Annotated in this window: 26 protein-coding genes and 1 tRNA gene; 21 read left to right on the top strand and 6 right to left on the bottom strand. The window is 60.6% G+C overall.

Annotation, left to right across the window (positions count from 1 at the left end; translation table 11 throughout):
- Positions 1-143: 143 nt before the first annotated feature.
- Positions 144-2,570, top strand: a complete 2,427-nt coding sequence (locus tag ACLGGT_RS17290; protein ID WP_008280962.1) for a GcvT family protein — start codon at positions 144-146, stop codon at positions 2,568-2,570.
- Positions 2,571-2,574: 4 nt separating this feature from the next.
- On the opposite strand, the gene ACLGGT_RS17285 is transcribed toward ACLGGT_RS17290, so the two are convergent.
- Together ACLGGT_RS17285 and ACLGGT_RS17280 are read right to left on the bottom strand one after the other, a co-directional pair.
- Entirely contained in the window at positions 2,575-2,838 is a 264-nt protein-coding gene (locus ACLGGT_RS17285; protein WP_008280961.1) for a hypothetical protein, read from the bottom strand.
- Between the two features lie 10 nt (positions 2,839-2,848).
- A complete protein-coding gene (locus ACLGGT_RS17280; RefSeq protein ID WP_008280960.1) occupies positions 2,849-3,502 on the bottom strand; it encodes an alpha/beta hydrolase in 654 nt (217 codons plus the stop codon).
- 158 nt (positions 3,503-3,660) lie between these two features.
- Here ACLGGT_RS17280 and ACLGGT_RS17275 point away from each other — a divergent pair, with 158 nt between their 5' ends.
- From ACLGGT_RS17275 to ACLGGT_RS17225, 11 genes are all read left to right on the top strand, one after another.
- Complete coding sequence (locus ACLGGT_RS17275) at positions 3,661-4,122, top strand: Rrf2 family transcriptional regulator (RefSeq protein WP_008280959.1); 462 nt, start codon at positions 3,661-3,663, stop codon at positions 4,120-4,122.
- A gap of 65 nt (positions 4,123-4,187) precedes the next feature.
- Positions 4,188-5,231, top strand: coding sequence for a cysteine desulfurase family protein (locus tag ACLGGT_RS17270; protein WP_437196999.1), 1,044 nt, complete (start codon positions 4,188-4,190; stop codon positions 5,229-5,231).
- Positions 5,232-5,248: 17 nt separating this feature from the next.
- Positions 5,249-6,772, top strand: coding sequence for a Fe-S cluster assembly protein SufB (gene sufB / locus ACLGGT_RS17265; protein ID WP_008280957.1), 1,524 nt, complete (start codon positions 5,249-5,251; stop codon positions 6,770-6,772).
- A gap of 23 nt (positions 6,773-6,795) precedes the next feature.
- Complete coding sequence (locus ACLGGT_RS17260) at positions 6,796-7,110, top strand: heavy metal-binding domain-containing protein (protein WP_037297626.1); 315 nt, start codon at positions 6,796-6,798, stop codon at positions 7,108-7,110.
- A 1-nt stretch (position 7,111) separates the two neighbouring features.
- Positions 7,112-7,717 carry a hypothetical protein gene (locus tag ACLGGT_RS17255; RefSeq protein WP_437196998.1) on the top strand — a complete coding sequence of 202 codons (606 nt, stop codon included), beginning with the start codon at positions 7,112-7,114 and terminating at the stop codon, positions 7,715-7,717.
- Between the two features lie 32 nt (positions 7,718-7,749).
- Positions 7,750-8,505, top strand: a complete 756-nt coding sequence (sufC, locus tag ACLGGT_RS17250; protein WP_437196997.1) for a Fe-S cluster assembly ATPase SufC — start codon at positions 7,750-7,752, stop codon at positions 8,503-8,505.
- Positions 8,505-9,794 carry a Fe-S cluster assembly protein SufD gene (gene sufD / locus ACLGGT_RS17245; RefSeq protein WP_437196996.1) on the top strand — a complete coding sequence of 430 codons (1,290 nt, stop codon included), beginning with the start codon at positions 8,505-8,507 and terminating at the stop codon, positions 9,792-9,794. The genes sufC and sufD overlap by 1 nt, the downstream gene beginning before the upstream one ends.
- Positions 9,794-10,279, top strand: coding sequence for a YIP1 family protein (locus ACLGGT_RS17240; RefSeq protein WP_375553598.1), 486 nt, complete (start codon positions 9,794-9,796; stop codon positions 10,277-10,279). Before sufD ends, ACLGGT_RS17240 begins: the two co-directional genes overlap by 1 nt.
- Entirely contained in the window at positions 10,276-10,872 is a 597-nt protein-coding gene (locus ACLGGT_RS17235) for a Yip1 family protein (RefSeq protein ID WP_232279195.1), read from the top strand. The genes ACLGGT_RS17240 and ACLGGT_RS17235 overlap by 4 nt, the downstream gene beginning before the upstream one ends.
- A gap of 1 nt (position 10,873) precedes the next feature.
- On the top strand, positions 10,874-12,094 hold the full coding sequence (locus ACLGGT_RS17230) for a cysteine desulfurase (protein WP_375553599.1): 1,221 nt from the start codon (positions 10,874-10,876) through the stop codon (positions 12,092-12,094).
- A gap of 48 nt (positions 12,095-12,142) precedes the next feature.
- Positions 12,143-12,219, top strand: a tRNA-Arg gene (locus ACLGGT_RS17225).
- On the opposite strand, the gene hpt is transcribed toward ACLGGT_RS17225, so the two are convergent.
- Positions 12,220-12,768 carry a hypoxanthine phosphoribosyltransferase gene (gene hpt / locus ACLGGT_RS17220; protein ID WP_437196995.1) on the bottom strand — a complete coding sequence of 183 codons (549 nt, stop codon included), beginning with the start codon at positions 12,766-12,768 and terminating at the stop codon, positions 12,220-12,222. It lies immediately after the preceding tRNA gene.
- Positions 12,769-12,839: 71 nt separating this feature from the next.
- Here hpt and ACLGGT_RS17215 point away from each other — a divergent pair, with 71 nt between their 5' ends.
- Complete coding sequence (locus tag ACLGGT_RS17215; protein ID WP_081506159.1) at positions 12,840-13,292, top strand: type II toxin-antitoxin system RatA family toxin; 453 nt, start codon at positions 12,840-12,842, stop codon at positions 13,290-13,292.
- A 15-nt stretch (positions 13,293-13,307) separates the two neighbouring features.
- On the opposite strand, the gene ACLGGT_RS17210 is transcribed toward ACLGGT_RS17215, so the two are convergent.
- Genes ACLGGT_RS17210 through ACLGGT_RS17200 form a run of 3 tightly spaced genes read right to left on the bottom strand, consistent with a single transcriptional unit; the run spans position 13,308 to position 15,405 of the window.
- Entirely contained in the window at positions 13,308-13,778 is a 471-nt protein-coding gene (locus ACLGGT_RS17210; RefSeq protein WP_437196994.1) for a CinA family protein, read from the bottom strand.
- The gene (locus ACLGGT_RS17205) at positions 13,775-14,272 is read right to left on the bottom strand and encodes a phosphatidylglycerophosphatase A family protein (RefSeq protein ID WP_437196993.1); all 498 of its coding nucleotides are present in this window, start codon (positions 14,270-14,272) and stop codon (positions 13,775-13,777) included. Before ACLGGT_RS17205 ends, ACLGGT_RS17210 begins: the two co-directional genes overlap by 4 nt.
- Positions 14,263-15,405, bottom strand: a complete 1,143-nt coding sequence (locus ACLGGT_RS17200) for a bifunctional 2-C-methyl-D-erythritol 4-phosphate cytidylyltransferase/2-C-methyl-D-erythritol 2,4-cyclodiphosphate synthase (protein ID WP_437196992.1) — start codon at positions 15,403-15,405, stop codon at positions 14,263-14,265. Before ACLGGT_RS17200 ends, ACLGGT_RS17205 begins: the two co-directional genes overlap by 10 nt.
- A gap of 161 nt (positions 15,406-15,566) precedes the next feature.
- Here ACLGGT_RS17200 and dusB point away from each other — a divergent pair, with 161 nt between their 5' ends.
- The 8 genes from dusB (at position 15,567) to ACLGGT_RS17160 (ending at position 25,243) form a co-directional block, all read left to right on the top strand.
- Positions 15,567-16,568, top strand: coding sequence for a tRNA dihydrouridine synthase DusB (gene dusB, locus ACLGGT_RS17195; protein WP_437196991.1), 1,002 nt, complete (start codon positions 15,567-15,569; stop codon positions 16,566-16,568).
- Complete coding sequence (locus ACLGGT_RS17190) at positions 16,565-17,638, top strand: two-component system sensor histidine kinase NtrB (RefSeq protein ID WP_437196990.1); 1,074 nt, start codon at positions 16,565-16,567, stop codon at positions 17,636-17,638. The genes dusB and ACLGGT_RS17190 overlap by 4 nt, the downstream gene beginning before the upstream one ends.
- A 2-nt stretch (positions 17,639-17,640) precedes the next feature.
- The gene (locus ACLGGT_RS17185) at positions 17,641-19,002 is read left to right on the top strand and encodes a response regulator (RefSeq protein WP_437196989.1); all 1,362 of its coding nucleotides are present in this window, start codon (positions 17,641-17,643) and stop codon (positions 19,000-19,002) included.
- A 52-nt stretch (positions 19,003-19,054) separates the two neighbouring features.
- Entirely contained in the window at positions 19,055-21,370 is a 2,316-nt protein-coding gene (locus tag ACLGGT_RS17180) for a sensor histidine kinase NtrY-like (protein WP_422001320.1), read from the top strand.
- A gap of 7 nt (positions 21,371-21,377) precedes the next feature.
- Positions 21,378-22,787, top strand: coding sequence for a nitrogen assimilation response regulator NtrX (ntrX, locus tag ACLGGT_RS17175; RefSeq protein ID WP_008280940.1), 1,410 nt, complete (start codon positions 21,378-21,380; stop codon positions 22,785-22,787).
- Between the two features lie 195 nt (positions 22,788-22,982).
- Positions 22,983-23,924: a sulfurtransferase gene (locus tag ACLGGT_RS17170; RefSeq protein ID WP_437196988.1), complete on the top strand. Its 942-nt coding sequence runs from the start codon at positions 22,983-22,985 to the stop codon at positions 23,922-23,924.
- A 48-nt stretch (positions 23,925-23,972) separates the two neighbouring features.
- On the top strand, positions 23,973-25,076 hold the full coding sequence (locus tag ACLGGT_RS17165) for a YeeE/YedE family protein (protein WP_437197427.1): 1,104 nt from the start codon (positions 23,973-23,975) through the stop codon (positions 25,074-25,076).
- A complete protein-coding gene (locus ACLGGT_RS17160; protein ID WP_008280937.1) occupies positions 25,073-25,243 on the top strand; it encodes a hypothetical protein in 171 nt (56 codons plus the stop codon). Before ACLGGT_RS17165 ends, ACLGGT_RS17160 begins: the two co-directional genes overlap by 4 nt.
- Positions 25,244-25,252: the final 9 nt, after the last annotated feature.

The raw sequence follows: 25,252 nt of genomic DNA, 5'->3' as shown, positions 1-25,252 counted from the left end.
GCGGCCTGTCCCTGTGGGGGCAGGCCAATCTTTTGCTCATTGGCGCTGACTTGCATCACAGCGACAGAATATGTCGGGGATCGGCAATCGAATTGCGGTCCACCGCTTCAGGATATGGGCAGAAAATTCCAAAGGGACCCCCCATGAAAACCCATGCACAGGCTGTCGTGATCGGCGGCGGCGTTATCGGATGCTCGATTCTCTACCACCTGACCAAGCTCGGGTGGACCGATGTTGTCCTTTTGGAGCGCAATGAATTGACCAGCGGAAGCACATGGCATGCCGCTGCGAATATCCACGGGCTGCACGACAGTGCCAATATCAGCCGGCTGCAACATTACACGATGAACCTCTATAACGAGTTGGAGGCAGAGACCGGACAAAGCTGTGGCGTGTTCCAGCCCGGCAGTCTCTATCTGGCACAGACCGAGAATCGCGAGCATCAGTTGCGCCTGCAAGCTGCCAAGGCCAAGCTTTACGGCATGAATTTTCATGAAATTGGCCGGGACGAGGCAGAACGCCTGCATCCGCTGGTGAATTTCGACGGTATCCGCTGCATCATGTATGAGCCCGATGGCGGCAATGTTGATCCGTCTGGCGTGACCAATGCCTATGCGGTGGGCGCACGGCAGCGCGGTGCGGAAATCCACCGCTTCACCCCGGTTACGGCGACAGTGCAGCAGGCGGATGGGTCTTGGATCGTCGAGACGCCCAAGGGCAATATCCATACGCCTTGGGTGATCAACGCGGCAGGGCTTTGGGGGCGTGAGGTGGCCAAGCTGGCGGGCATCGAATTGCCGCTGCAACCCACCGAACACCAGTATTTCGTCACCGAAATGATCGCTGAGATTGCGGGCCTGGATCGGCGTTTGCCGTCGGTGGCGGATCGCGACGGGGAATATTACCTGCGCCAAGAGGGCAAGGGGCTGCTGATCGGCGCCTATGAGCGCGATATGCGGTTCTGGGCCGAGGACGGCACGCCACTCGATTTTGCGCATGACCTATTTCCCGACGATCTGGAGCGGATTGAAGAAAACATGCTGCGCGCGATAGACCGGGTGCCTGTGGTGGGCACGGCGGGGATCAAGCGGGTGATCAACGGCCCGATGATCTGGTCACCCGACAGCAACGTGATTCTTGGGCCTGTGCCCGAGCTTAAGGGGTATTTCTGTTGTAATGGCATCATCCCCGGCTTTAGCCAGTCGGCGGGCATGGGCTGGATGGTCGCCGAATGGCTGATCAACGGCGAAATGAAATATGATATGTTTGCGTGGGACGTCGCGCGGTTTGGTCTCTGGGCCAATAATCGCGAATTCGTAAAGGCCAAGGTTCGCGATCAATACGCGCATCGCTTTTCGATCCATTTTCCGAATGAAGAGCGCAGCGCGGGGCGGCCTTTGCGGACACGGCCCGTCTATCAGATGCAAAAAGACATGGGTGCGGTGTTTGGCCTGAACTATGGCTGGGAGCATCCGCTGTGGTTCTCTGACGCGCCCGGCACGACTGACACCAACGGGTTTACCCGCCAGAATTGGTGGGGGCCGGTGGGTGAGGAATGCAAGATGCTGCGCGCGCGGGCCGGTATCATCGACATCTCGAATTTTGCCAAATACCGGGTCAAGGGGCCGGGGGCGGAGGAGTGGCTGAACGCGGTCTTTGCCAACCGGATGCCCAAGGCGGTGGGGCGGTCGTGCCTGACGCCGCTGATTGGCGTGCGGGGCGGCATCGCGGGCGATGCCACCGTAACGCGGCTGGCCGAAGACGAGTTCTGGGTGATCTCCTCGGGCATGGCCGAGCGTTATCACAAGCGGTTCTTTGATGCCGTGCCGTTGCCGGAAGGGACCACTTTCGAGAGCCTGACCGATACGGTCTGTGGGTTCAACGTGGCCGGGCCTAAATCGCGCGAGATGCTGCAACGGCTGACCAATGCCTCATTGGCGACAGAGGATTTCCCCTTTATGCGCTCGGCGCGGATTGAACTGGCTGGAGTCGATTGCGTTGCGATCCGTGTCAGTTTCACCGGCGATCTTGGCTGGGAATTGCATTGTCCCGCCGAGGATCAGGCGCAGCTTTACGCCGCCTTGTTGGCAGCGGGCCGCGAGATTGGGGCCGGGCCTGTGGGCAGCCGGGCGCTGATGAGCCTTCGCATCGAGAAAGGATATGGATCGTGGAGCCGCGAATATAGCCCCGAATATTGGCCGCAAGAGGCGGGGCTTGCCGCGCTGTGCAAGATGGACAAGGATTTTCTCAATAAGCCCGCGCTTGAGGCGGTGATCGGCCAAGAACCCCGTGAGCGGCTGGTGATCTTGCATCTGGAGGAGGCGGATGTTAGCGCATCCAATGCCGATGCCACGGGTGGCGAGCCGATTTTCAAGGATGGTTTGGGCGTGGGGCGCGTGTCTTCGGGGGCTTATGGCTATTCCGTCGGCATGAGTTTGGCGCTTGGCTATGTCAAGGGCGGGGCGATGCCGGGCGATGCGGTGGAAGTGATGGTGCTGGGTCGCCCGCACCGCGCGCATATTCTGCACGCGGCACCGTTCGACCCAGAGGGCGCACGCCTGCGCTCCTGAGGCTTCAGGCGTCGCCGCTGTCGTTTTTAGCGCCAGCGGCGGCCTCTTTTGCGGCCTTCATGCGTTTGAGCTTTTCCACGAGATAGGCCCGCGCCTTGATATTGGCGCGGCGCACACGCACAGCGGTCAAGAACGCCTCTTCGGCCGTTTGTGAGGTGGCCCCGAGGATCTTTTGCACATCGGTGATAATCATCTCATCGCCGGTCGCCTCGACCGCCTTGATCACGTCGCGGGCCAATTCGTCGGCCAAATCCTCGGTCACGCCCATCGGGTGCTCCTTAGCGTGTATTTTCGGTCAGGCGCCGTTTGACATAGGTGCTGACCGATCCGATCATCGTGTCCATATGCGGCTCTTTGAAGAAGTGATCCGCACCCTCGACCTCTTGATGGGTGATGGTGATGCCGTGCTGTTCATGCAGCTTGTTCACCAAAGACTTGGTATCCGCAGGCGGGGCCACCCGATCATGGCTGCCGTTGATGATCAGGCCAGAGGCGGGGCAGGGTGCCAGAAAGCTGAAATCATACATATTGGCTGGGGGCGACACAGAGATGAAGCCGGTGATCTCGGGCCGCCGCATCAGAAGCTGCATGCCGATCCAAGCGCCAAAGGAAAAGCCGGCGACCCAGCAATGTTTGGAATTGTTGTTCATGGATTGCAGGTAATCAAGCGCCGAGGCTGCATCGGACAATTCACCGATGCCTTGATCGTATTCGCCTTGGCTGCGACCGACCCCGCGGAAGTTAAAGCGCAGCACGGTAAAGCCCATGTTGTAAAAGGCGTAGTGCAGGTTATACACGACCTTGTTGTTCATGGTCCCGCCGAATTGCGGATGCGGATGCAACACGATCGCGATGGGCGCGTCTTTTTCCTTTTGCGGGTGGTAGCGGCCTTCGAGCCGGCCTTCGGGGCCGGGAAAGATAACCTCGGGCATGGGTTCCCTGTGTCCTCTTCATGGGTGAGTGCGATAATCTTGACGACTTCGCTCGGGCACCTTAGAAATGTTCTAAATTGTGATCCGGGCCAGGATGGCTCAGAGCGAGATAAGCCTTGTGTCGCGCAAGGTCAATCTGTTCGCGTGGGGGGACTCCAATGAAACTGAGCACAAAAGGGCGCTATGCGATGGTTGCACTGGTCGATATCGCCTTGCAGCCGGCGGGATCGGTGGTAACTCTTGGCGATATTTCGAGGCGGCAGGATATTTCGCTGCCGTATCTGGAGCAGCTTTTCGTCAAATTGCGGCGGGCAGATCTGGTGAAATCGGTGCGCGGGCCCGGTGGGGGCTATCGTCTGATGCGCCCGGCGTCGGAAATCCGGGTCACGGATATTCTGGCGGCAGTGGATGAGACGATTGATGCGCTGCACAAGGGCGCGGGTGCCTCGGGGGCCGCGAGCGGATCGCGGGCGCAGTCGATGACCAACCGTTTGTGGGAGGGGCTGAGCGCGCATGTCTATGTGTTCTTGCACCAAACGCGGCTGAGCGATGTGGCGGGCAATTCGTTGGCACCCTGTCCGGCGGTGCCGCATCTTTTTGCCGTGGTGGATGACGAGTGATCAGGCCTGTGTAAGGGCTGTGCTGTCGCAGACCCTGCGTATTTCACTTGGAAGAACGGACAATCATGCAGAGAGTCTATCTCGATTATAACGCAACCGCCCCGCTGCGCGTTGAAGCGCGCGAGGCCATGCTGGACGCGATGGATCTGATCGGCAACCCCTCGAGCGTGCATGCCGAGGGGCGCGCCGCCAAAGGGCTGATCGAGCGGGCGCGGGCGCAAGTGGCGACGGCGCTTGGCGCGGATGGGGCTGATGTGATTTTCACCTCTGGGGCGACCGAAGCGGCGGCGCTCGCCTGTATTGGGCGACACCTCCATGGTGCTGCGGTCGAGCATGACGCGCTGACGTCTTGGATCACGCCCGATTTGCCGGCTGATACCGACGGGCGGGTTGCGGTTGCGGATCCGGCGCAGGCTGTCTTGCAACTGGCCAATTCCGAAACCGGCGTGGTGCAAGCGCTGCCAAAAGGGCTGGCCGTTAGCGATATGACCCAGGCCTTTGGCAAGCTGCCGCTGGCCTTTAACTGGTCCGGTGTCGAGATGGCGTTGATTTCTGCCCATAAACTTGGCGGACCGAAAGGGGTAGGGGCGCTGGTGATCAAGCGCGGCACCGATCTTGCGGCGCAGATCCGAGGGGGTGGGCAGGAAATGGGCCGCCGTGCGGGCACCGAGAATGTGGTTGGAATCGCCGGATTCGGGGCTGCGGCAGAGGCGGCCGGGCATGATTTGGCCGAGGGTATTTGGGCCCCCATCGAAAAACTTAGAAACATTCTAGAAAATACCATTGCAGAGTTTTCAAATGAGACTATTTTTGTCGGGAAAGCTGCGCCGCGATTGCCGAACACCAGTTGTTTCATCACGCCCGGATGGAAGGGCGAAACACAGGTGATGGCGATGGACCTTGCCGGGTTTGCGATCTCTGCCGGGAGTGCGTGCTCCAGTGGCAAGGTCAAATCCAGTCGGGTGCTGCGCGCGATGGGGTTTGACGAGGCCATGGCGGGAAGCGCTATCCGCGTATCGCTGGGGCCGCAGACGACCGAGGACGACATTTTACGCTTTGCCGAGAGTTGGCTGAAGCGCTTGCAAAAACATCGTGGCCGTTTGGCCTGAGACGTAAGGAGAGGGGAATGGCTGCTGTGGACAAGGTTCAGGTCAAAGACGGGGTAGACCAGGAAACCGTCGATGCGGTCCGTCAAGTCGGCGAGGCGTATAAATACGGCTGGAATACCGATATCGAGATGGATTACGCGCCGCTTGGCCTGAATGAGGACATCGTGCGGCTGATCTCTTCCAAGAATGAAGAGCCGGAATGGATGACCGAGTGGCGGCTTGAAGCCTATCGTCGCTGGCTGACCAAGACAGAGCCCGAATGGGCGATGGTCGATTACCCCAAGATCGATTTTCAGGCGCAGTATTACTATGCGCGTCCCAAGTCGATGGAGGTCAAGCCCAAGTCATTGGACGAGGTCGATCCCAAGCTGCTGGCAACCTATGAAAAGCTGGGTATTCCGCTTAAGGAGCAGTTGATCCTTGCCGGGGTTGAGGGGGCAGAGGATGCGCCCGCCGAAGGCCGTAAAGTGGCGGTCGATGCGGTGTTTGATTCGGTGTCCGTGGGTACCACCTTTCAAAAGGAACTGCGCCAGGCCGGGGTGATCTTTTGCTCCATCTCCGAGGCGATCCGCGAGCATCCTGAACTGGTCAAGAAATACCTCGGCTCTGTCGTGCCGGTCAGTGACAATTTCTATGCCACGCTGAATTCGGCGGTCTTTTCAGACGGGTCTTTTGTCTATGTGCCGCCCGGCGTGCGCTGCCCGATGGAATTGAGCACCTATTTCCGGATCAATGCCGAGAATACGGGGCAGTTCGAGCGGACGTTGATCATCGCCGACAAGGGATCGTATGTCAGCTATCTTGAGGGCTGCACCGCGCCCAAGCGTGACACCAGCCAGTTGCATGCCGCTGTGGTCGAGATCATCATCGAGGAAGACGCCGAGGTGAAATATTCCACGGTGCAGAACTGGTATCCGGGCGATGAGAACGGCAAGGGTGGCATCTACAACTTTGTCACCAAGCGCGCCGATTGCCGGGGCGACCGGGCCAAGGTGATGTGGACGCAGGTGGAAACCGGCTCTGCCGTCACTTGGAAATACCCGTCCTGCATCCTGCGCGGCGATGACAGCCAAGGCGAATTCTATTCCATCGCTATCGCCAACAACTATCAGCAGGCCGATACCGGCACCAAGATGATCCATCTGGGCAAGAATACCCGGTCACGCATCGTGTCCAAGGGCATCAGCGCGGGCCATGCACAGAACACCTATCGTGGGTTGGTCAGCATGCACCCCAAGGCCAAGAACAGCCGCAATTACACGCAATGCGACAGCCTGCTCATTGGTGACAAATGCGGCGCGCATACCGTGCCCTATATCGAGGTCAAGAACAACTCGAGCCGGGTAGAGCATGAGGCCACCACCTCCAAGGTGGATGACGATCAGATGTTCTATTGCCGCGCCCGTGGCATGGACGAGGAAGAGGCGGTGGCGCTTGTCGTCAACGGATTCTGCCGTGATGTGTTGCAGGCGCTGCCGATGGAGTTTGCCATGGAAGCGCAGCAGTTGGTGGCGATTTCGTTGGAAGGGTCGGTGGGCTAACGTCCACCCTCGGGGAAAGTGCGATGATTGTAACCACAACTCCGAGTGTAGAAGGCCGCAAGATCGTGGATTATCGCGGCATCGTCGTGGGTGAGGCAATCATGGGGGCCAATATCGTGCGCGATTTCTTTGCGCAGATCACCGATGTGGTGGGCGGTCGGTCTGACTCTTATGAAAGCAAGCTGCGCGAAGCGCGTGAAGTCGCGTTAAGCGAGTTGGAAGAGCGCGCAGCAGAGCTTGGGGCCGATGCCGTGGTTGGCGTCGATCTCGATTACGAGGTGGTGGGCGATTCGATGCTTATGGTCTCGGCCAGCGGCACAGCGGTCGTGCTGGACTGAGATGGTTGGGTCAGACACCATAGACAGGCCGGTTCTTACCCTGCCCGATGCAGAAGCGGCGCACCTGCGCGAGGTGTATGCGCGGGCGGGGGTGATCCTTGAATATGGGTCTGGCGGTTCGACCGTGGTGGCCGCCGAGATGCAGGGCAAGCGGGTCTTTTCGGTCGAAAGCGATCAGGCCTGGGCCGAAATGATGCGTGGTTGGTTTGCACAAAATCCACCCGTGGCAGGCACAGAGGTGGACGTGATCTGGTCTGATGTCGGACCGACCAAGGATTGGGGATTCCCGCGCGATGCGAGTGGTTGGAAAACCTATGCGCAATATCCGCTCAAGATCTGGGATATGGCAGGTTTCGCGCAACCCGATGTGGTGTTGGTGGACGGGCGGTTTCGTACCGGCTGTGCCCTGGCGGCGGCGCTGCGCACTCAGCGACCTGTCACGGTTCTGTTCGACGATTACGCCCCGCGCAAGCATTACCACCGGATCGAGGAGTTCATCGGCGCGCCCCGGCGGATGATCGGGCGGATGGCAGAATTCGAGGTGACCCCGCAGGGTGTGAACCCTGCGCACCTCTTGACGATCATAGAGATGATGACGCGGCCCTGATGCCGCCAAGATATATAGAAGGATCATGGAAAATGTTGGAAATCAATAACCTGCACGTCGATCTTGAGGAAGAAGACAAGACCATTCTCAAAGGGGTCAACCTGAGTGTCGAGGCTGGCACAGTGCATGCGATCATGGGGCCCAACGGCTCTGGCAAGTCGACGTTGTCCTATGTGCTTTCGGGGCGCGACGGCTACAAGGTGACGGATGGCAGTGCCACTCTGGCCGGTGTTGATCTGCTCGACATGGACCCAGAAGCGCGCGCGGCGGCGGGGCTGTTTCTGGCGTTTCAATACCCGGTCGAAATTCCGGGCGTGGGTAACATGACCTTTCTGCGCACCGCCGTAAACGCGCAGCGCAAGGCGCGCGGCGAAGAGGAAATGAGCGCGGCAGAGTTCCTTAAGGTCGTCCGGGAAAAAGCGAAGACGCTCCAGATTGACGCCGATATGCTGAAGCGTCCGGTCAATGTGGGTTTCTCCGGGGGTGAGAAAAAGCGCAACGAAATCCTCCAGATGGCGATGCTGGAGCCCAAGATGTGCATTCTCGACGAGACCGATTCGGGCTTGGATGTGGACGCAATGAAACTGGTTTCGGACGGGGTGAATGCGCTGCGCGATGCGGGCCGCGCCTTTCTGGTGATCACGCATTACCAGCGGTTGCTTGACCATATCAAACCGGATGTCGTGCATATCATGTATGACGGGCGCATCATCAAGACCGGCGGGCCTGAACTTGCTCTCGAAGTCGAGCAGAACGGCTATGCCGATATTCTGGCGGAGGTGGCGTGATGGCGCAGCCGCAAGCTAAGCAAACAGCGCTTGAGGCGCGGCTGGAGGCCATGACATTGCCCAAAGGCGGGCTTTGGGCGACGGGCGCGCGTGAGGCGGCGCTGATGCGGTTGCAGGCTATGGGCCTGCCGGATCGGCGCGACGAATACTGGAAATTCACCCGCCCCGACACCCTGGTGCAAGCAGAGGCACCGCATGCGGCGCTGTTTCTCAATGACGATGAGCCGGATAGCTTTGCAGCGGTTGATCGGCTCAAGCTGGTTTTCGTCGATGGCGTGTTCGATGCCGAGGCCAGCGATGATCCGACACTGGAAGGGGTGCGTATCGACCGGCTGAGCATGGCCGCGAAGAGCGATATCCATTGGGTGCGCGATCTCTACGGCGTGCTCGAAGAACGCGGGCAAACGCCTGTGGTGCGTCCGCTCGCCGCTCTGAACACCGCCTATGCCTCGGACGGGGTTCTGATCCATGTGACGGGCCGCCCGAGCAAGCCGATCAATCTGGTTTATGTCCATAAATCAGAGGTTTCTGATGCGATCCTGCATCATGTGATCAAGCTTGATCCCGAGGCCGAAGTTACCATTCTCGAGAATGGCCCCGCCGCCGCGCGGTTTAACAAGGTGATGGAAGTTGACGTTGGCGACGGCGCACGGTTTCACCATATCCGCACGCAGGGGCGTGATCACGAGCGGCGCGCCGCGACCCATCTCTTTGCCCGGTTGGGAGCGGAGAGCCTCTTTAAATCCTTCACCCTGACGGCCAATGGGGTGATGACACGCAATGAATGTGTGATTGAGCTGTTGGGCGATGATGCGGTGGCGCATGTGGCAGGGGCCGCCATGGGTGATGGGGATTTCCATCAGGATGACACGGTCTTCGTGACCCATGATGCGCAGCGCTGTGAGAGTCGACAGGTGTTCAAAAAAGTGCTGCGCAACGGGGCGACGGGCGTGTTTCAAGGTAAGATCCTGGTGAAACCCGGCGCACAAAAGACGGATGGCTATCAGATCAGCCAAGCGCTCTTGTTGGATGAGGACAGCCAGTTCCTGGCCAAGCCGGAGCTGGAAATCTATGCCGATGACGTGGCCTGTTCGCATGGCTCGACCTCGGGGGCGATTGACGAGGATGCGCTCTATTACCTGCGGGCGCGGGGCATTCCGCGGCCGATCGCAACCGATCTGCTGACGCTCTCGTTTCTGGCCGAAGCCGTTGAGGAAATCGAGGATGAGGGCCTGCGCGAAGATATCAACAGCCAGCTTGCTGCCTGGCTGGAGCGCAGGCGCCGCTGATGCCGGTCACGACCGATCTTGTGGCCACCTATCGCGGTCCGCGCCGGGTGGTGCGGCGCTTGTTGGCCATGGGCCAGCGTGAAGACCGCGCGCTGGTGATGCTGATTGCGGCCTGTGTGGTGGTGTTTGTGGCGCAATGGCCACGCCTTGCGCGAGAGGCGCATTTGACGGGCCAAGAGCTTAATCCGCTGCTGGGGGCCTCGCTCTTGGCTTGGATTTTTATTGCGCCGTTGATCCTCTATGCACTGGCACTTATGAGCCATGGCATTGCACGGGTGTTGCGTGGCAAAGGAACCGCCTTTGGCGCGCGGATTGCCCTCTTCTGGGCGTTTCTGGCCGCTAGTCCGTTGATCTTGTTACATGGTCTTGTCGCTGGATTCGTCGGGCCTGGGCTTGAATTGCAGGGGGTGGGCCTTTTGTGGTTGCTGGTTTTCCTGTGGTTCTGGGTGTCGGGCTTGATCGAGGCAGAATGGGGCGGGGCATGACGCAGGCAGAGTTCAAGGCGCTGTTGCTGGAAACCTTGTTTCGCCCGCGAGAGGCGGCACGGGCGCTGATCGGGTTTGGCCTGCCGCAGCAGATACTGTGGATGGCACTGGTGCTGATGTCGGTGCTCAATGCGATCGTGTATTCTGTGTCATTGCGCCTTGCGCCGCCGATGGACCCGACCGCGCCAACTCTGATGCCGCCGGCGTTTCATTCGCCGCTGCTTTTCACCCTGTTCTTGTTAGGGGCGCTTGTCATCACGGTCTATGCGCTCTTTTGGGTCGGCGGCATGCTGGGGGGCAAGGCGGCAGTGCAGGATGTTCTGGTGCTGATTTGCTGGTTACAGGTCCTGCGCCTTATCCTGCAAGCGGCGGTTGCCGTGCTTGTTCTGGCGTTGCCAACGGTGGCAGCCCTGTTGATCTTTGTGTCGTCGGTCTGGGGGATTTATATCCTGACAGGATTCGTAGATACGGCGCACCGCTATGACAACATGCTGAAATCATTTGGAATTATCATCCTGTCCATTGCCGCAATGGCGGTCGGACTAAGCATTCTGCTAAACCTTGTCGGCGTGGCCGCAATGGGAGGGGCATAAGATGTTCGATGTCGAGAAAATTCGTGCCGATTTCCCAATCCTTGCACGAGAAGTGAACGGTAAACCCTTGGTTTATTTGGATAATGGGGCATCCGCACAAAAGCCGCAGGTGGTGATCGACGCAGTCACTCGGGCGTATTCGATGGAATATGCCAATGTGCATCGCGGGCTGCATTACCTAAGCAACCTCGCCACCGAGAAATACGAGGCGGTGCGCGGGATCGTTGCGCGGTTTCTGGGGGTGGCCGATGAGGATCAGATCATCTTCAACTCTGGCACCACCGAGGGCATCAACATGGTCGCCTATGGCTGGGCGATGCCACGCATGGAAGCCGGTGACGAGATCATCCTGAGCATTATGGAGCATCACGCCAATATCGTGCCGTGGCACTTTCTGCGCGAGCGTCAGGGCGTCGCGCTGAAATGGGTGGATGTGGATGCGCGCGGTTCTCTTGACCCGCAAAAGGTGATTGATGCGATCACGCCCAAGACGAAACTGATTGCAATAACACATCTTTCCAATGTGTTGGGGACCAAGGTTGATGTGAAGGCGATCTGCGATGCTGCCCGGGCGCGCGGTGTGCCGGTGCTGGTTGATGGCTCTCAAGCGGCGGTGCATATGCCGCTCAACCTTGATGAGATGGGGTGTGATTTTTACGCGATCACCGGGCACAAGCTCTATGGGCCGTCGGGATCAGGGGCGATTTTCGTCCGAAAAGACCGGATGGCCGAAATGCGCCCGTTCATGGGCGGCGGCGATATGATCCGCGAGGTGACGCGCGATGGGGTGACCTATAATGATCCGCCAATGAAGTTTGAGGCGGGCACACCGGGCATCGTGCAAACGATTGGCCTAGGGGTCGCCTTGGAGTATATGATGGGCATTGGAATGGGGGCGATCAGCGCCCATGAGGATGATCTGAGCCACTATGCGCAAGAACGTTTGGCGGGGCTAAATTGGATCAATGTGCAAGGCACAGCACCGGATAAGGCGGCGATTTTTTCCTTTACCATGCAAGGCGCTGCGCATGCCCACGACATCTCGACCATTCTCGACAAAAAGGGCGTGGCGGTGCGGGCCGGGCAGCATTGCACCGGGCCGCTGATGGAGCATCTGGGGGTAAGTGCCACCTGCCGCGCGTCTTTTGCCATGTATAACACCCGCGAAGAAGTGGATGTGTTGGTCGAAGCTCTTGAGCTGGCGCATGAGCTTTTCGGCTGATTTTACGATTGCGGGGCCGGTCTGGCCCCGCTATACCACCGCAAAAGTGGACCCATAGCTCAGCTGGATAGAGCGCTGCCCTCCGAAGGCAGAGGCCAGAGGTTCGAATCCTCTTGGGTCCGCCATTAACGCTCCTCAGTCACAAATCGCACCTTGCCGATATAGGGCAGGTTTCGATTGCGTTGGGCATAGTCGATGCCATAGCCCACGACAAACTCATCGGGGATCTCGAACCCGATCCAGTCGGCCCGAATATCCGCCTCGCGGCGCGAGGGTTTGTCGAGAAGGGCGATGGTTCGGAGCTTATGCGGCCTTCGGCTCTGGAGGAGGTGCAGCACGTGAAAAAGTGTATGACCTGTATCCACGATATCTTCGACAACAAGCACGTCGCGCCCTTCAATATCGCCACGCAAGTCCTTGAGAATACGCACTTCTCGACTGCTTTCCATGGCGTTTCCATAAGAAGAGGTCTCAACAAAATCAACCTCGACCGGCAGGTCAAGCTCGCGCACGAGATCGGCGATAAAGATGAAAGAGCCGCGTAAGAGGCCCACCACCACCAATTTCTGGGTGTTTGCAAATTCGGCCTCGATCTCATGCGAAAGCGCCTCGATTCGCGCGGCTATGCTCTTGGCCGAGATCATTTTATCGATAACATAGGCGTGCTGCGGCATGTGACCCCCTTGAACATCCCTGGACAGTCTAGGAAAAAGCGACGCACTGTCACGCGGAAACCGGGGGGCGCATGCCAACACATTCAGAAACACGTGTTCTACGCTACACGGCTGAGCAGATGTATACGCTTGTCGCTGATGTGGCCAGCTACCCGCAATTCCTGCCGTGGACGGCGGCCGCGCGGGTGCGATCCGTGCGCCCGCAAGACGATGGGTCTGAAATCATGGAGGCGGATCTTGTGATTAGTTTCAAGGTGTTCCGTGAACGCTTTGGCAGTCGCGTTGTGCTCTGGCCCGAGATGCGGCGGATTGAGACCGAATATTTGGAGGGGCCATTTCACCACATGCGCTCGAACTGGGCGTTTCGCGATGTCGAAGGCGGGTGCGAGGTCAGCTTTGATGTAGATTTTGCGTTCAAAAACAGGTTGTTGCAATCGGCAGCGGATCTGTTTTTCTATGAGGCGATGAAGCGGATTGTGCGGGCCTTTGAGCAGCGGGCACAAGAGCTGTATGGCGCAGCATGAATTATGGACGACAAGTTACTCATTTAAAGCGATAAAAAGCATTTTCAAAGCGTGGTCGCGCGCGTTTTCACGAACGGCGCTGCGGCCCAGAGGGCCAAACTCAACCGTTTCCGTTTTGGTCGGGTGGCCCGCCATCGCGAGGCCAAAGCAAACGCGACCTTCGGGTTTGTGCTCGGACCCGCCGGGGCCTGCGATGCCGGTGATGGATACGGCGAGATGGGCGGTGCTATGGGTGAGGGCCCCTTGCGCCATTTCCTGTGCCACCTGCTCTGAGACTGCGCCATAGGTGGCGAGCGTGTGCTCTGACACGTCAAGCATCTCGATTTTCGATGTATTTGAATAGGTTACAAAGCCACGTTCAACCACAACAGAGGAGCCAGGAACATCGGTCAAGGCGGCGGCCACCAAGCCGCCTGTGCAGCTTTCTGCGGTGGCGATCATGAGGCCGCGCGCGCTGGCGAGTGTGAGAATTTCGTTTGTGATCATAGGCCTAGAACCCCGTGATAGAATCCTGCGGCCAGCAGCACACAGAGGGCTGCGGCAAGGCCTGCGAGGATATCATCAAGCATGACGCCAAGCGCGTCATTGCGGCGGTCAGCCCAGCCGATGGGGCCGAGTTTGGTAATGTCGAAGAACCGAAAGGCGACGAATGAAAAAACAAAACCTGGCCAAAGGCTTAGGAGGTCAGCCCCGGCATGCGACGCCCCAATCGACACTGGCAAAAAGGCAAGCCATTGGCCGGCCACCTCGTCGATCACGATCTCTGACGGGTCGCGGTCATCTTTTCCTTTTGTTTCCAGATGGGTAGCCCACCATCCTAAAGCGAAGGCGAGTACAATTCCCACGAGGAGGAGGGCGGGACCACCGACCAGATGTAGCGCCCATGCCACAGGCAGAGCCGCAAGAGACCCCCAGGTGCCCGGAGCTGGGCGCAGGCGACCCACATAAAAAAACGTGCAAATCAAATGGGTTAGGCGCATGTCTTGACCAATGTCACAACGGCCTGCGCAGCAATGCCTTCCTCTCGTCCGGTAAAGCCAAGGCGTTCGGAGGTGGTGGCTTTGACGGAAATCCGGTCCGGTGCAATTCCGGTGATCTCGGACAAAGCGGCCTGCATGGCGGGGGCATGGGGCGTTATTTTGGGCCGCTCACAGATAAGAGTGACATCTATGTTATTGATTTTAAAACCTAACTCGGATGCCAATGCAACGGCATGACGCAAAAAGATGTGGCTTTCGGCCCCTTTCCATTGGGGATCGCTGGGGGGGAAGTGACGGCCAATGTCGCCCTGCGCCAAACCACCATATATTGCGTCTGCGAGAGCGTGGAGGCCGACATCTGCATCGGAATGGCCTTGCAGACCGCGATCATGCGGGACGGCCACACCGCAGAGCATGCAATGGTCGCCGGGGCCGAAGCGATGCACATCAAAACCTGAGCCGACACGTATATCCATCTGATTTCCAAGTGTTTTCTCGGCACGCGCAAAGTCGTGCGGGTGGGTGATCTTGAGATTATCCTCATCGCCGTCGAGGATGGCAACCTTTATGCCTGCGGCGCGGGCCACGGCAACATCATCGGCGGCGTCGCCGTCATGCGCCTGATGAGCGGCAAGGATAGTTTTGAAATCAAAGGCTTGCGGCGTTTGGGCGCGGTAGAGGCCGGTGCGGTCGCGGGTGCCGGTTACCTGGCCTTCGGCCCCAGTCCAGAGCGCATCTGTGACGGGCAATGCCGGGGCCAGTGCGGGCAAGTCGGTGTTGGCGATTTTGTAAGCTATGTAAGCTATGTAAGCTGATTTTGTACAACAGCGCGCGACATCGTGGATAAGCACGTGATCGGGCGGGTCGCTTGCCAGCGCTTCGAGCCCATTTCGGACCGAAGAGGACCGGGTTGCACCGCCGGTTGTGACCGTGATCCGGGGATGAGGGGCGAGCTGGCCGAGGTCGTCGGGATGGAGCACGACCAAAATGCGGTCGATGCCGTCGGCACCCAGAAAGGCGTCGAGCGTCCAGTCGATCACGCGGCGGCCCAGAAGGGGCTGCCATTGCTTGGGGCAGTCCCCGCCTGCGCGGGTGCCCCGTCCTGCGGCGACGATGAGGGCGGCGGTTGTCATGGCTCTTGATTAGGACGGGTTTTGTCCGAGCGCAATGGCTGAGCATCTGCCCAATTATTAGGCAATGCACCGTGCCGCGACTGTTATTTGGGCCTGCGATCATTGTTTGGGACGGGGTTCACAGGTAGAACCAGCGATATGCACAAGGATTAGGCAGGGACATGCTCAGGATCGCGGACAAAGCTTTGGCGACACCGGTTCTCTTGGCGCCGATGGCGGGAATCACCGACCTGCCGTTTCGCAACGTGGTGGCGGGTTTTGGCGCGGGCCTCGTGGTGAGCGAGATGGTCGCAAGCCAGGAGATGGTGCAGGCCAAACCCTCGGCGCGGGGCAAGGCGGAACTGGGCCTTGGGGCCGAAAACACAGCCGTTCAACTGGCGGGTTGCGATGCGCAATGGATGGCAGAGGCGGCGCGGGTGGTTGCGGACCAAGGCGCGCGCATCATCGACATCAACATGGGCTGTCCGGCCAAGAAGGTGGTGAGTGCCAGCGGGGCTGGGGCCTCTGGCTCGGCGTTGATGCGGGATCTGGATCATGCGTTGCGGTTGATTGAGGCAGTGGTCGCGGCGGTTGATGTGCCGGTGACGGTGAAAATGCGGCTGGGTTGGGATCACGACTGTTTGAACGCGGCGGAGTTGGCGCGGCGGGCAGAGGCGGCGGGTGTGGCGATGGTCACGGTGCATGGGCGCACGCGCTGTCAGTTTTACAGCGGTTCGGCGGATTGGGCGGCGATTGCAGAAATTGTGGCGGCTGTTAACGTTCCGGTCATTGCGAACGGCGATATTACCGATGTTGCCACGGCGCGCCGGGCGGTGGCGCAATCGGGGGCGGCGGGTGTGATGATTGGCCGGGGCGCACGCGGGCGGCCTTGGGTCCTGGCGGAAGTGGCGGCGGCGATGGGGCAGGGCGCGGCCCCAGTGGAGCCGAAAGGTGCGGCATTGGCCGATCTGGTGGCCGGGCATTACGAGGCGATGCTCGGGTTTTACGGGCGCGATCTGGGGCTGCGCGTCGCGCGCAAGCATCTGGGGTGGTATATGGATGCGGCGGGCACGGGTGAGCGTCTGCGGCGCGCGGTGCTGACGGCGGTCAGCCCGGCGGCGGTGCTGGAGCATTTGCCCGAAGCGATGGAGGCGCGCGCTGAGGACGCGCGGGCGGCGGCATGAGCGTGGATGATGCCATCTGGACCTCGCTTCCGGTGCCTGCGATCCTGCTTGATCCTCAGGACCGGATCGCGGGGATCAACCCGGCGGCGGAAGGCTTTATGATGTCGTCGTCGCGGGCGTTGATGGGGCAGCCTGTGTGGGACAAGCTGGCGGTCAACGCGCCGCTGGAAGAGGCGTTCGAGCGGGCGCGGGCCAACGATGCGCCGCTCTTTGTCAATGATGTCGATGTGGGCACCGGCGAGCGTGCGCCGATGCAGTGCAATTTGCAGGTGGCACCGCTAACGGGCAGTCCGGGGCATATGATCATGCTCATCAGCCCGCGCGAGTTGGCCGGGCGCATGGTGCAGAACAGCAATGTGAAATCGGCGGCGAAATCGGCGATCGGCATGGCGGAAATGCTGGCGCATGAGATCAAGAACCCGCTGGCGGGCATTACCGGCGCAGCGCAGCTCTTGTCGATGACGCTGGGGCCAGAGGATCTGGAACTGACCGATTTGATCGTGAGCGAGAGCCGCCGGATCGTGAGCCTGTTGGAACGGGTCGAGCAGTTCGGCAATATCAGCGCGCCGGACATGCGCCCGGTGAATGTGCATGACGTGCTGGACCGCGCGCGGCGATCGGCGATGCTGGGCTTTGCGGCGCATATGGCGCTGGTCGAGGATTATGATCCGTCCTTGCCGCTGGCGCTCGGGGATGGGGATCAATTGCTTCAGGTGGTGCTGAACCTCTTGAAAAACGCGGCCGAGGCGGCGCGGGGCAGGCCCGGCACGATTCGCCTGCATACCTATTATGAACAGTCGCTCAGGGTGCGGCGCGGCGAGGGGCAGGGCAAGGCGCTGCCCTTGCAGATCGAGATCATCGACGATGGCCCCGGCCTGCCGCCCGAGATTGCCGATCAGGTGTTCGATCCCTTTGTTTCGGGGCGCGAGAATGGGACGGGGTTGGGATTGGCCTTGGCGGCCAAGATCATCTCGGACCATGACGGCTGGATTTCGGTCAATTCCGTGCCGGGACGCACGGTATTTCGGATTTCGTTGCAACGGGCAGCGGACGCAACCAAGGAGGCTTGAGGATGGATGGCACGGTACTGGTCGCCGATGACGACCGCACGATCCGCACGGTTCTGACACAGGCGCTGACACGGGCGGGGTGCCGGGTGCATGCCACCTCGAGCCTGACCACGCTGATGCGGTGGGTGGGCGAGGGCAAGGGCGATGTCGTCATCTCGGATGTGATGATGCCCGATGGCAATGGTCTTGAGATGCTGCCCAAGATCGCGCAGGACCGGCCCGGATTGCCGGTGATCGTGATTTCGGCGCAAAACACGATCATGACGGCGATCAAGGCGGCAGAGGCGGAGGCCTATGATTACCTGCCCAAGCCCTTTGATCTGCCGGACCTGATGAAGCGGACGGCGCGGGCGCTCGAGAGCCGGGCACGGCGGCCCATTCGCGAGGTCGAGGCGGAGCGGCCCGAGGAATTGCCGCTGATCGGGCGCACGCAGGCGATGCAGGCGCTCTACCGGGTGGTGGCGCGGATCATGAACACCGACCTGCCGGTGATGATCTGTGGCGAGTCGGGCACGGGCAAGTCGTTGATCGCCAAGGCGATCCACGATTTCTCGGATCGGCGCACGCTGCCCTTTGTTACGGTCACGCCGGGGGATCTGCGCGAGTTGGACGGGCCATCGCGGATCATGGCGCGGGTCAAGGGCGGCACGATTGTTCTGGATGAGGTGACGGATCTGCCGCTTGAGGCGCAGGGCCGGGTGGTGCGGATGATGGATGCGCCGGGCGATCATGTGCCGCGGTTCATGGCCACAAGCCGGGTGCCGCCGGGGCGGGCGCTGGAAGAGGGCACGTTGCGCGAGGATCTCTATTACCGGCTGAGCGGGGCGGTGATCGACGTGCCGAGCCTGCGCGCGCGGGTCGAGGATATTCCGCTTTTGGCCGAGCATTTCCTGTCGCGGGACGAGCGCGATGGACAGCCGGCGCGGCATCTGTCGGAACAGGCGGCGGAACTGATGCGGGCCTATAGCTGGCCGGGCAATGTGCGGCAGTTGGAAAATGCGGTGCGGCGAATCGGGCTGACCGCGATGGCCGAGGAAATCAGCCGCGCCGAGGTTGAGGCGGTGCTGGGCAATCAGCCGCGTGCTGAGCCGGTGATGCGCGAGGGGCGGGGCGAGAGCCTGACCGCGTCGGTTGCGGGGCATTTGCGGCGGTATTTCGATCTGCACGGCGATGCCTTGCCGCCTCCGGGGCTCTATACCCGCGTTTTGCGTGAAATCGAGCTGCCGCTCATCGAGATTGCGTTGGATGCCACGGCGGGCAATCAGGCGAAATGCGCCGATCTGCTTGGCATCAACCGCAATACGTTGCGCAAGAAGATCACCGATTTGGATATTAACGTGACACGCCGCCGCAAGTTGATGTAAAACTGCAACAGGGCTGTTGCTGAACGGGGGCTTGTGCCCTTGGACAGCCCATATGTTGCGGGGAAGCAGATGCAGCCCCACGAGGGAATGGGGGGTGTGCGTGGCAACGCAGACACGCGGGTTCAGGGGTAGACGGTTGTCGTGGGAGGGTGTGAGCCGCCTACGCAGGTTGCAGCGTCTTCAGAATGGGGCAACGCTGAGCCTTGTGCTGTTGGGTCCTGTGCTGGCGCTTGCGACCTATCTTATGATGGGGCCGCTTGATCAGGGGGCCACGTCGAACGGGCTGCGGCTGGTTCTGCTCTGCGACATGATCTATGTGTTGATGGTGGCCGGGCTGGTCATGCAGCGCGTGGCGCGGATGGTGGCGGCGCGGCGCAGTCGCTCGGCGGGATCACGGCTGCATCTGCGGTTGACGGGGGTTTTTGCGCTGATGGCGCTGTTGCCCACGATTACCGTGGCGGTCTTTGCGACATTGTCGGTGAATATGGGCCTAGAGGCGTGGTTTTCCGAACGTGTGGGCCGGGTGGTGGACAGTTCCGTTGCGGCGGCGCAGGCCTATGAAGAGGAACATCGCCGCGATCTGGAGACGGATATTCGCGTGCTGGCGCGGGTGATCAATGCCACCAAACGTGCCGCCGTGTTCATGACGGATGGGGATATTCGGCAAGTTCTGTCCTCTGGGCAGCGCGAGATTCAGCGGGGGCTGCGCGAGGCCTTTGTGATTGATGGCACGGGCGAGATCCGGGCCCGCGGTGAGCGGTCGTATCTGTTTGACTATGAGCGCCCGACGGCGGCGCAGATTGCCGAGGCGCAGGCCGAGGGCGTGGTGGTGATCCGGGATTGGGAGAATAACGAGTTTCGCGCGCTGATGCCGCTTGAGGCGTTGCCCGACCGGCTGCTTTACGTGAGCCGCACGGTGGATGGGGCCATTTTGAACCTGCTGGATGAGACCAAGGAAACCGCGAATTTCTACAAGCAGCGCGAGAGTGAGCGGGGGCGGGTTCTGTTTGAATTCGGGCTCTTGTATCTGGGGTTTGCGGTGATCCTGATCCTTGCGGCGATCTGGCTGGGCATGTGGTTTGCCGAGCGGCTGTCGCAACCGGTTGGGCGGCTGACCTCTGCGGCGCAGCGCGTGGGCGAAGGGGATCTGGATACGCAGGTGCGCGAGGAAGAGGGCGACGACGAAATTGCGCAACTCAGCACCTATTTCAACCAGATGACGCGGCAATTGAAGGGGCAGCGTGAGGCGCTCTTGACCAATACGCAGCAGATCGAGCGACGGCGGCGGCTGTTTGACTCGGTGCTTGGGTCTGTGTCATCGGGCGTTGTGGGATTGGATGCGGAGGGGCGCGTGACCTTTGTCAACCGCGCTGCCGAGCGGTTGCTGGATTGGTCCGAGGATCAGCAATCGCTGGCGCTGAATGCGGTGGTGCCGGAATTTGGTGCGCTGTTTGACCGGCTGCGCACGGTGCCGGGGGGATTTGTGCAAGAAGAAATCAAGGTGATGCGCGGCACGCGGCAGGAAAATTTGCTGGTGCGGATGTCGACCCGGATCAGCGAGGCGGGCACGCGCGAGGGCTATGTGGTGGCGTTTGACGATGTGACCGATCTTGTGAGCGCGCAGCGCATGGCCGCATGGGGGGATGTGGCGCGCCGGATTGCGCATGAAATCAAGAACCCGCTGACGCCCATTCAATTGAGCGCTGAGCGGATCAAGCGCAAGTTTGCCAAGCAGTTGCCGCCCGAAGAGGCGCAGAGCCTGGAGCAATTGACCGATGTTGTGGTGCGCCAGACCAATGATCTGCGCCGGATTGTTGACGAGTTTTCCAAGTTTGCGCGGATGCCAGAGCCGGTGACGCAGCAAGAGAGCCTGAGTCAGGTGTTGCGCGAGGTCGTGCTATTGCAAGAGACCGGGCAGCCGGGGGTTGTGTTCGACCTGCGGTTGGATACGGCACCGCTTAGGGCAGATATTGACGCGGCAATGATCGGGCAGGCCCTGACGAATTTGGTGAAGAACGCCGGGGAAGCGATTGAAACGCTTCAAGAAAAAGGAGCGCCAGACGGGCATCGCCCAACGATTCGGATCGAGAGCGGAATCGAGGAAGACCGCGCCGTGATCCGCATTTCCGACAATGGGATCGGGTTGCCGCAGGACCGCGCGCGGCTGTTCGAGCCCTATGTGACGACGCGCGACAAGGGCACAGGTCTTGGCCTGCCCATCGTGAAGAAGATCATCGAAGAGCATGGCGGGACGCTTGTGCTGGTCGATGCCGAACCGTTCGAGGCGGGGGCACATGCAGGGGCGATGGCCGTGGTCAGCCTGCCGCTGGTTGTGCAAGACACTGTAGAGGCCAAATTGGCTGTTTGAGGGACCGATGAGTGATATTCTGATTGTCGATGACGAGCGTGATATTCGAGAGTTGATCTCGGATATTCTGGAGGATGAAGGCTATGCCACCCGTCGGGCGGGCAATTCTGACGAGGCGATGGCAGCGATTGCCGCAGAACAGCCGGGCCTCTTGATCCTCGATATCTGGCTCAAGGATAGCCATATGGACGGGATCGATATCCTCAAAACGGTCAAACGCGAATATCCGGATGTGCCGGTGGTGATCATCTCGGGCCATGGCAATATCGAAATCGCCGTCGCGGCGATCAAGCAGGGCGCCTATGACTTTATCGAAAAGCCGTTCAACATTGATCAGTTGATGGTGGTGATCCGGCGCGGCATGGAAACCAGCCGGTTGCGGCGGGAAAATCAGGCGTTGAAGCGGCGGGAAACGGCACCGTCGGAGATGTTGGGCGAGGCTTCGGCGTTTCGGGCGCTGATGGGGCAATTGGACAAGGTGACGAAATCCAACGGCCGCGTCATGCTGTCGGGCCCTGCGGGGGCCGGCAAGGAATTGGCGGCGCGCTATATCCATGCCAATTCGGCGCGCGCTTCGGCACCGTTTGTCACGGTGGGCTGTGCCTCGATCGCGCCGGAGCGGATGGAAGAGGTGCTCTTTGGACGCGAATCTGACGAGAGTGGCGTGGTGCCGGGCCTGTTGGAAGAGGCCAATGGCGGGGTGATCTATTTTGACGAGGTTGCGGACATGCCGATGGGCACGCAATCCAAGATTTTGCGGGTATTGGTGGATCAGACGTTTTTGCGGGTGGGGGGCAGCAGCAAGATTCAGGTGGATTTGCGGGTGATCTCTTCGACCAGCCGGGATCTGGAAGCGGAGATTGCCGCCGAGCGATTCCGGCGGGAGCTGTTTCATCGGCTGAATGTCGTGCCGATTGCGGTGCCAAGTCTGGAAGAGCGGCGCGAGGATATTCCGGCACTGGCTGAGCATTTCATTGCCATGTTCCACAAAACCCAAGGGCTGGCGCTGCGATCCCTGAGCGAGGAGGCGGCGGCGCTGTTGCAGACGATGCGCTGGCCGGGGAATGTGCGGCAGTTGCGCAATGTGATCGAGCGGGTGTTGATCTTGGGCGAAGGCAGCGGGCCGATTGCGGCGCGCGAATTGCCCAGCGAGAGCAGCGGGCCGGTTGACGAGGGGCGCGTGGTGTTGTCGGGGGCGATTGCCACCATGGCCCTGCGTGAGGCGCGCGAAGCGTTCGAACGGGAATATCTGCTGACACAGATCAACCGCTTTGGCGGCAATATCAGCCGCACGGCGGAGTTTGTGGGCATGGAGCGCAGCGCCTTGCATCGCAAGCTGAAATCCTTGGGCATTGTGACCGGGGCCAAGGGTTCGGGGCGCGGGGACGAGAGTGAGGATTTTGAGGCATTCGGATAGAATGATCTGGGCGTTACGTATGAATTGGAAAAATATTCGTATTTGAGCGGCGTTGTAGTATCTTGATGGGATGACATCCCGCTGACCGGACGATGCGTCTTATTCGCGCGCGCGGCTGCGAAATAGGGGCGGATGTCTTGTTGTTACGCTATGCCGGGCCTAGGTACGGCGTCAGAACATCAAGGGGAGATCACCATGTTTGACAGCTTTAGAAAACTGGGACTGGCGGCGGCGCTGGCTGTAGCACCGCTCACCGCGATGGCGCAATTGGGGCCGCTCACCAACCCGGAGGAGGTGACGCAGGCGCAGGCCACACAAGAGGCGATCGTGCTCGATATTCGCCCCGGTGACGCCTATGAGGCCGGGCATATTCCGGGGGCGATCCCGGCACCTTATGGGCTATTTCGCGGACCGGCCGACAATCCCGGACAAATCGTGCCCGAAGACAAGATGACCGAAGTTCTGCGCAGTCTGGGTGTGACGGCGGGACGGCCCATTGTGGTTGTGCATCAAGGCAGCGATCAGACCGATTTTGGCGCGGCAGCGCGGGTCTATTGGTCGCTCAAGTCGAGTGGGCTGACGGATCTGGCTATTCTCAACGGTGGTATGAACGCCTGGGAACAGGCGGGCAAACCGACCGCGACGGGTGCAGCAGGGGCAATCACCCCAAGCGATATCACTGTGACCTATGATCCGACCTGGACCGCCACGCGCGAGGATGTGAAGGCGATCATCGACGGCAAGGACAGCGCCGAATTGATCGACGCGCGCCCCGAAGCGTTCTGGAAGGGTGAAACCAAACATGCCGCGGCCACCCAACCGGGCACCTTGCCGCAATCGCGGTATTTCACGCATGACCGTTGGTTCGGGAGTGATGAGCCGTCGCTGATCAAGCCGGACCTGATCCGCGAGTTGGCAACGAAAAACGGGTTTGAGGCGGGGGACCGGCTGGTTTCTTTCTGCAACACCGGGCATTGGGCCGCGACCAACTGGTTCGCCCTGAGCGAAGTGGCGGGCATTGAGGGGGTGCGGATGTATCCCGAATCTATGGTCGGCTGGTCGAATGCGGGCTATGACATGGCCAATGTGCCGGGGCTGTTCCAGAATCTGCTGAACAAGATCACCGGCAAATACTGAAATAACGCCTGATAGGAGCCCCGCGTGAGCCAAGCCGCTTCTGCCGCGATGTCGTCCTCACCCGGCGCTCTGTCGCGCCTCTTGGCTCTGGCCGTTGTGGCGGCGGTGGTTCTGGCGGTGGCCCTGTTCGCAGGGCCCCGCTATGGTCTTTTGCTATTGATCGGGCTTGGCTTTGGTCTGGCGCTTGAAGGGTTTCGCTTTGGCTTTACCGGGCCATGGCGGCGGATGATCCTTGAGCGGGATGCCTCGGGGTTATTGGCACAGCTTATTTGCATTGCCCTTGTGGCGAGCGTTGCCTTTCCGCTTTTGGCGGCGAATGGGGCAGAGCTGAAGGGTGCGCATGCGCCGATTGGCGTGGCGATGATCGGCGGTGCCTTTGTGTTCGGCGCGGCGATGCAGATCGTTCTGGGCTGTGGATCGGGCACGCTGGTCAATGCCGGGAGCGGCAATGCCATCGGCGCGGTGGCGCTGCCATTCTTTGCCATTGGCAGTTTTGCGGGCGCGTATCACCTGACTTGGTGGACCAATCTGGGCAGCCTACCGGTCGTCGCACTGTCCGGCGGGCAGGGGTTGGCGATCACGCTGGTGGGTCTGGGCGCAGTCGCGGCCCTTGCCCTGATGGTGGGCAAGCCCGGCTCTTATCGCCTGCCTGCGCGGTATTGGGGGGCAATTCTGGCACTTGCGGGGCTGGCGATCCTGCATCTGGTGGTGGCGGGGCAACCTTGGGGCGTGGTTTACGGCTTGGGTCTCTGGGTGGCCAAGGTGGTGGTGGCCGTGGGGGGCGATCTGTCGGGATCGGCGTTCTGGTCGGCACCGGGCAATCAGGGGCAGGTGGCGGCAAGTGTGCTGACGGATGTGACCTCGCTCACCGATTTCGGATTGATCGGGGGGGCGGCGCTGATGGCGTGGTGGCGGGCCGGTCTCGCCTCGCCGGTGGGTGTTCTGCCTGCGCGGGCCTGGGCTGCGGTGATCATCGCGGGGCTGGTGCTGGGCTATAGTTCGCGGCTGGCGTTTGGCTGCAACATCGGCGCGTTTTTCAGCGGTATCGGCACCGGATCGGCGCATGGCTGGGTGTGGTTTGTCGCGGCCTTTGCCGGGTCTTGGGTGGGCGTGCGGTTGCGGCCCTCTTTGGGGTTGGAGGCGCGCAAATGATCCGGGCGCATGTGACAGGTGCAGTGCTGGTGCTGATCGTCGCGATTGTGGCGTTTGATGCCGGGACGGCAGAGCCGCTCAATCCCTATACCGCGCCGCCGATGCTGGCGCTTGGCTCTGGCATGGCGGCGGCGGGGGCGCATTGCGCCGCACCGCCGCCGAAATAAACCCCGAGA

Origin of the sequence: Roseovarius sp. MS2, from assembly GCF_051447875.1 — a bacterium.
In the GTDB taxonomy this organism is placed as follows: domain Bacteria; phylum Pseudomonadota; class Alphaproteobacteria; order Rhodobacterales; family Rhodobacteraceae; genus Roseovarius; species Roseovarius mucosus_A.
Note: the sequence above shows the minus strand (reverse complement) of the source record. Positions and strands in the feature narration are given on the sequence as shown.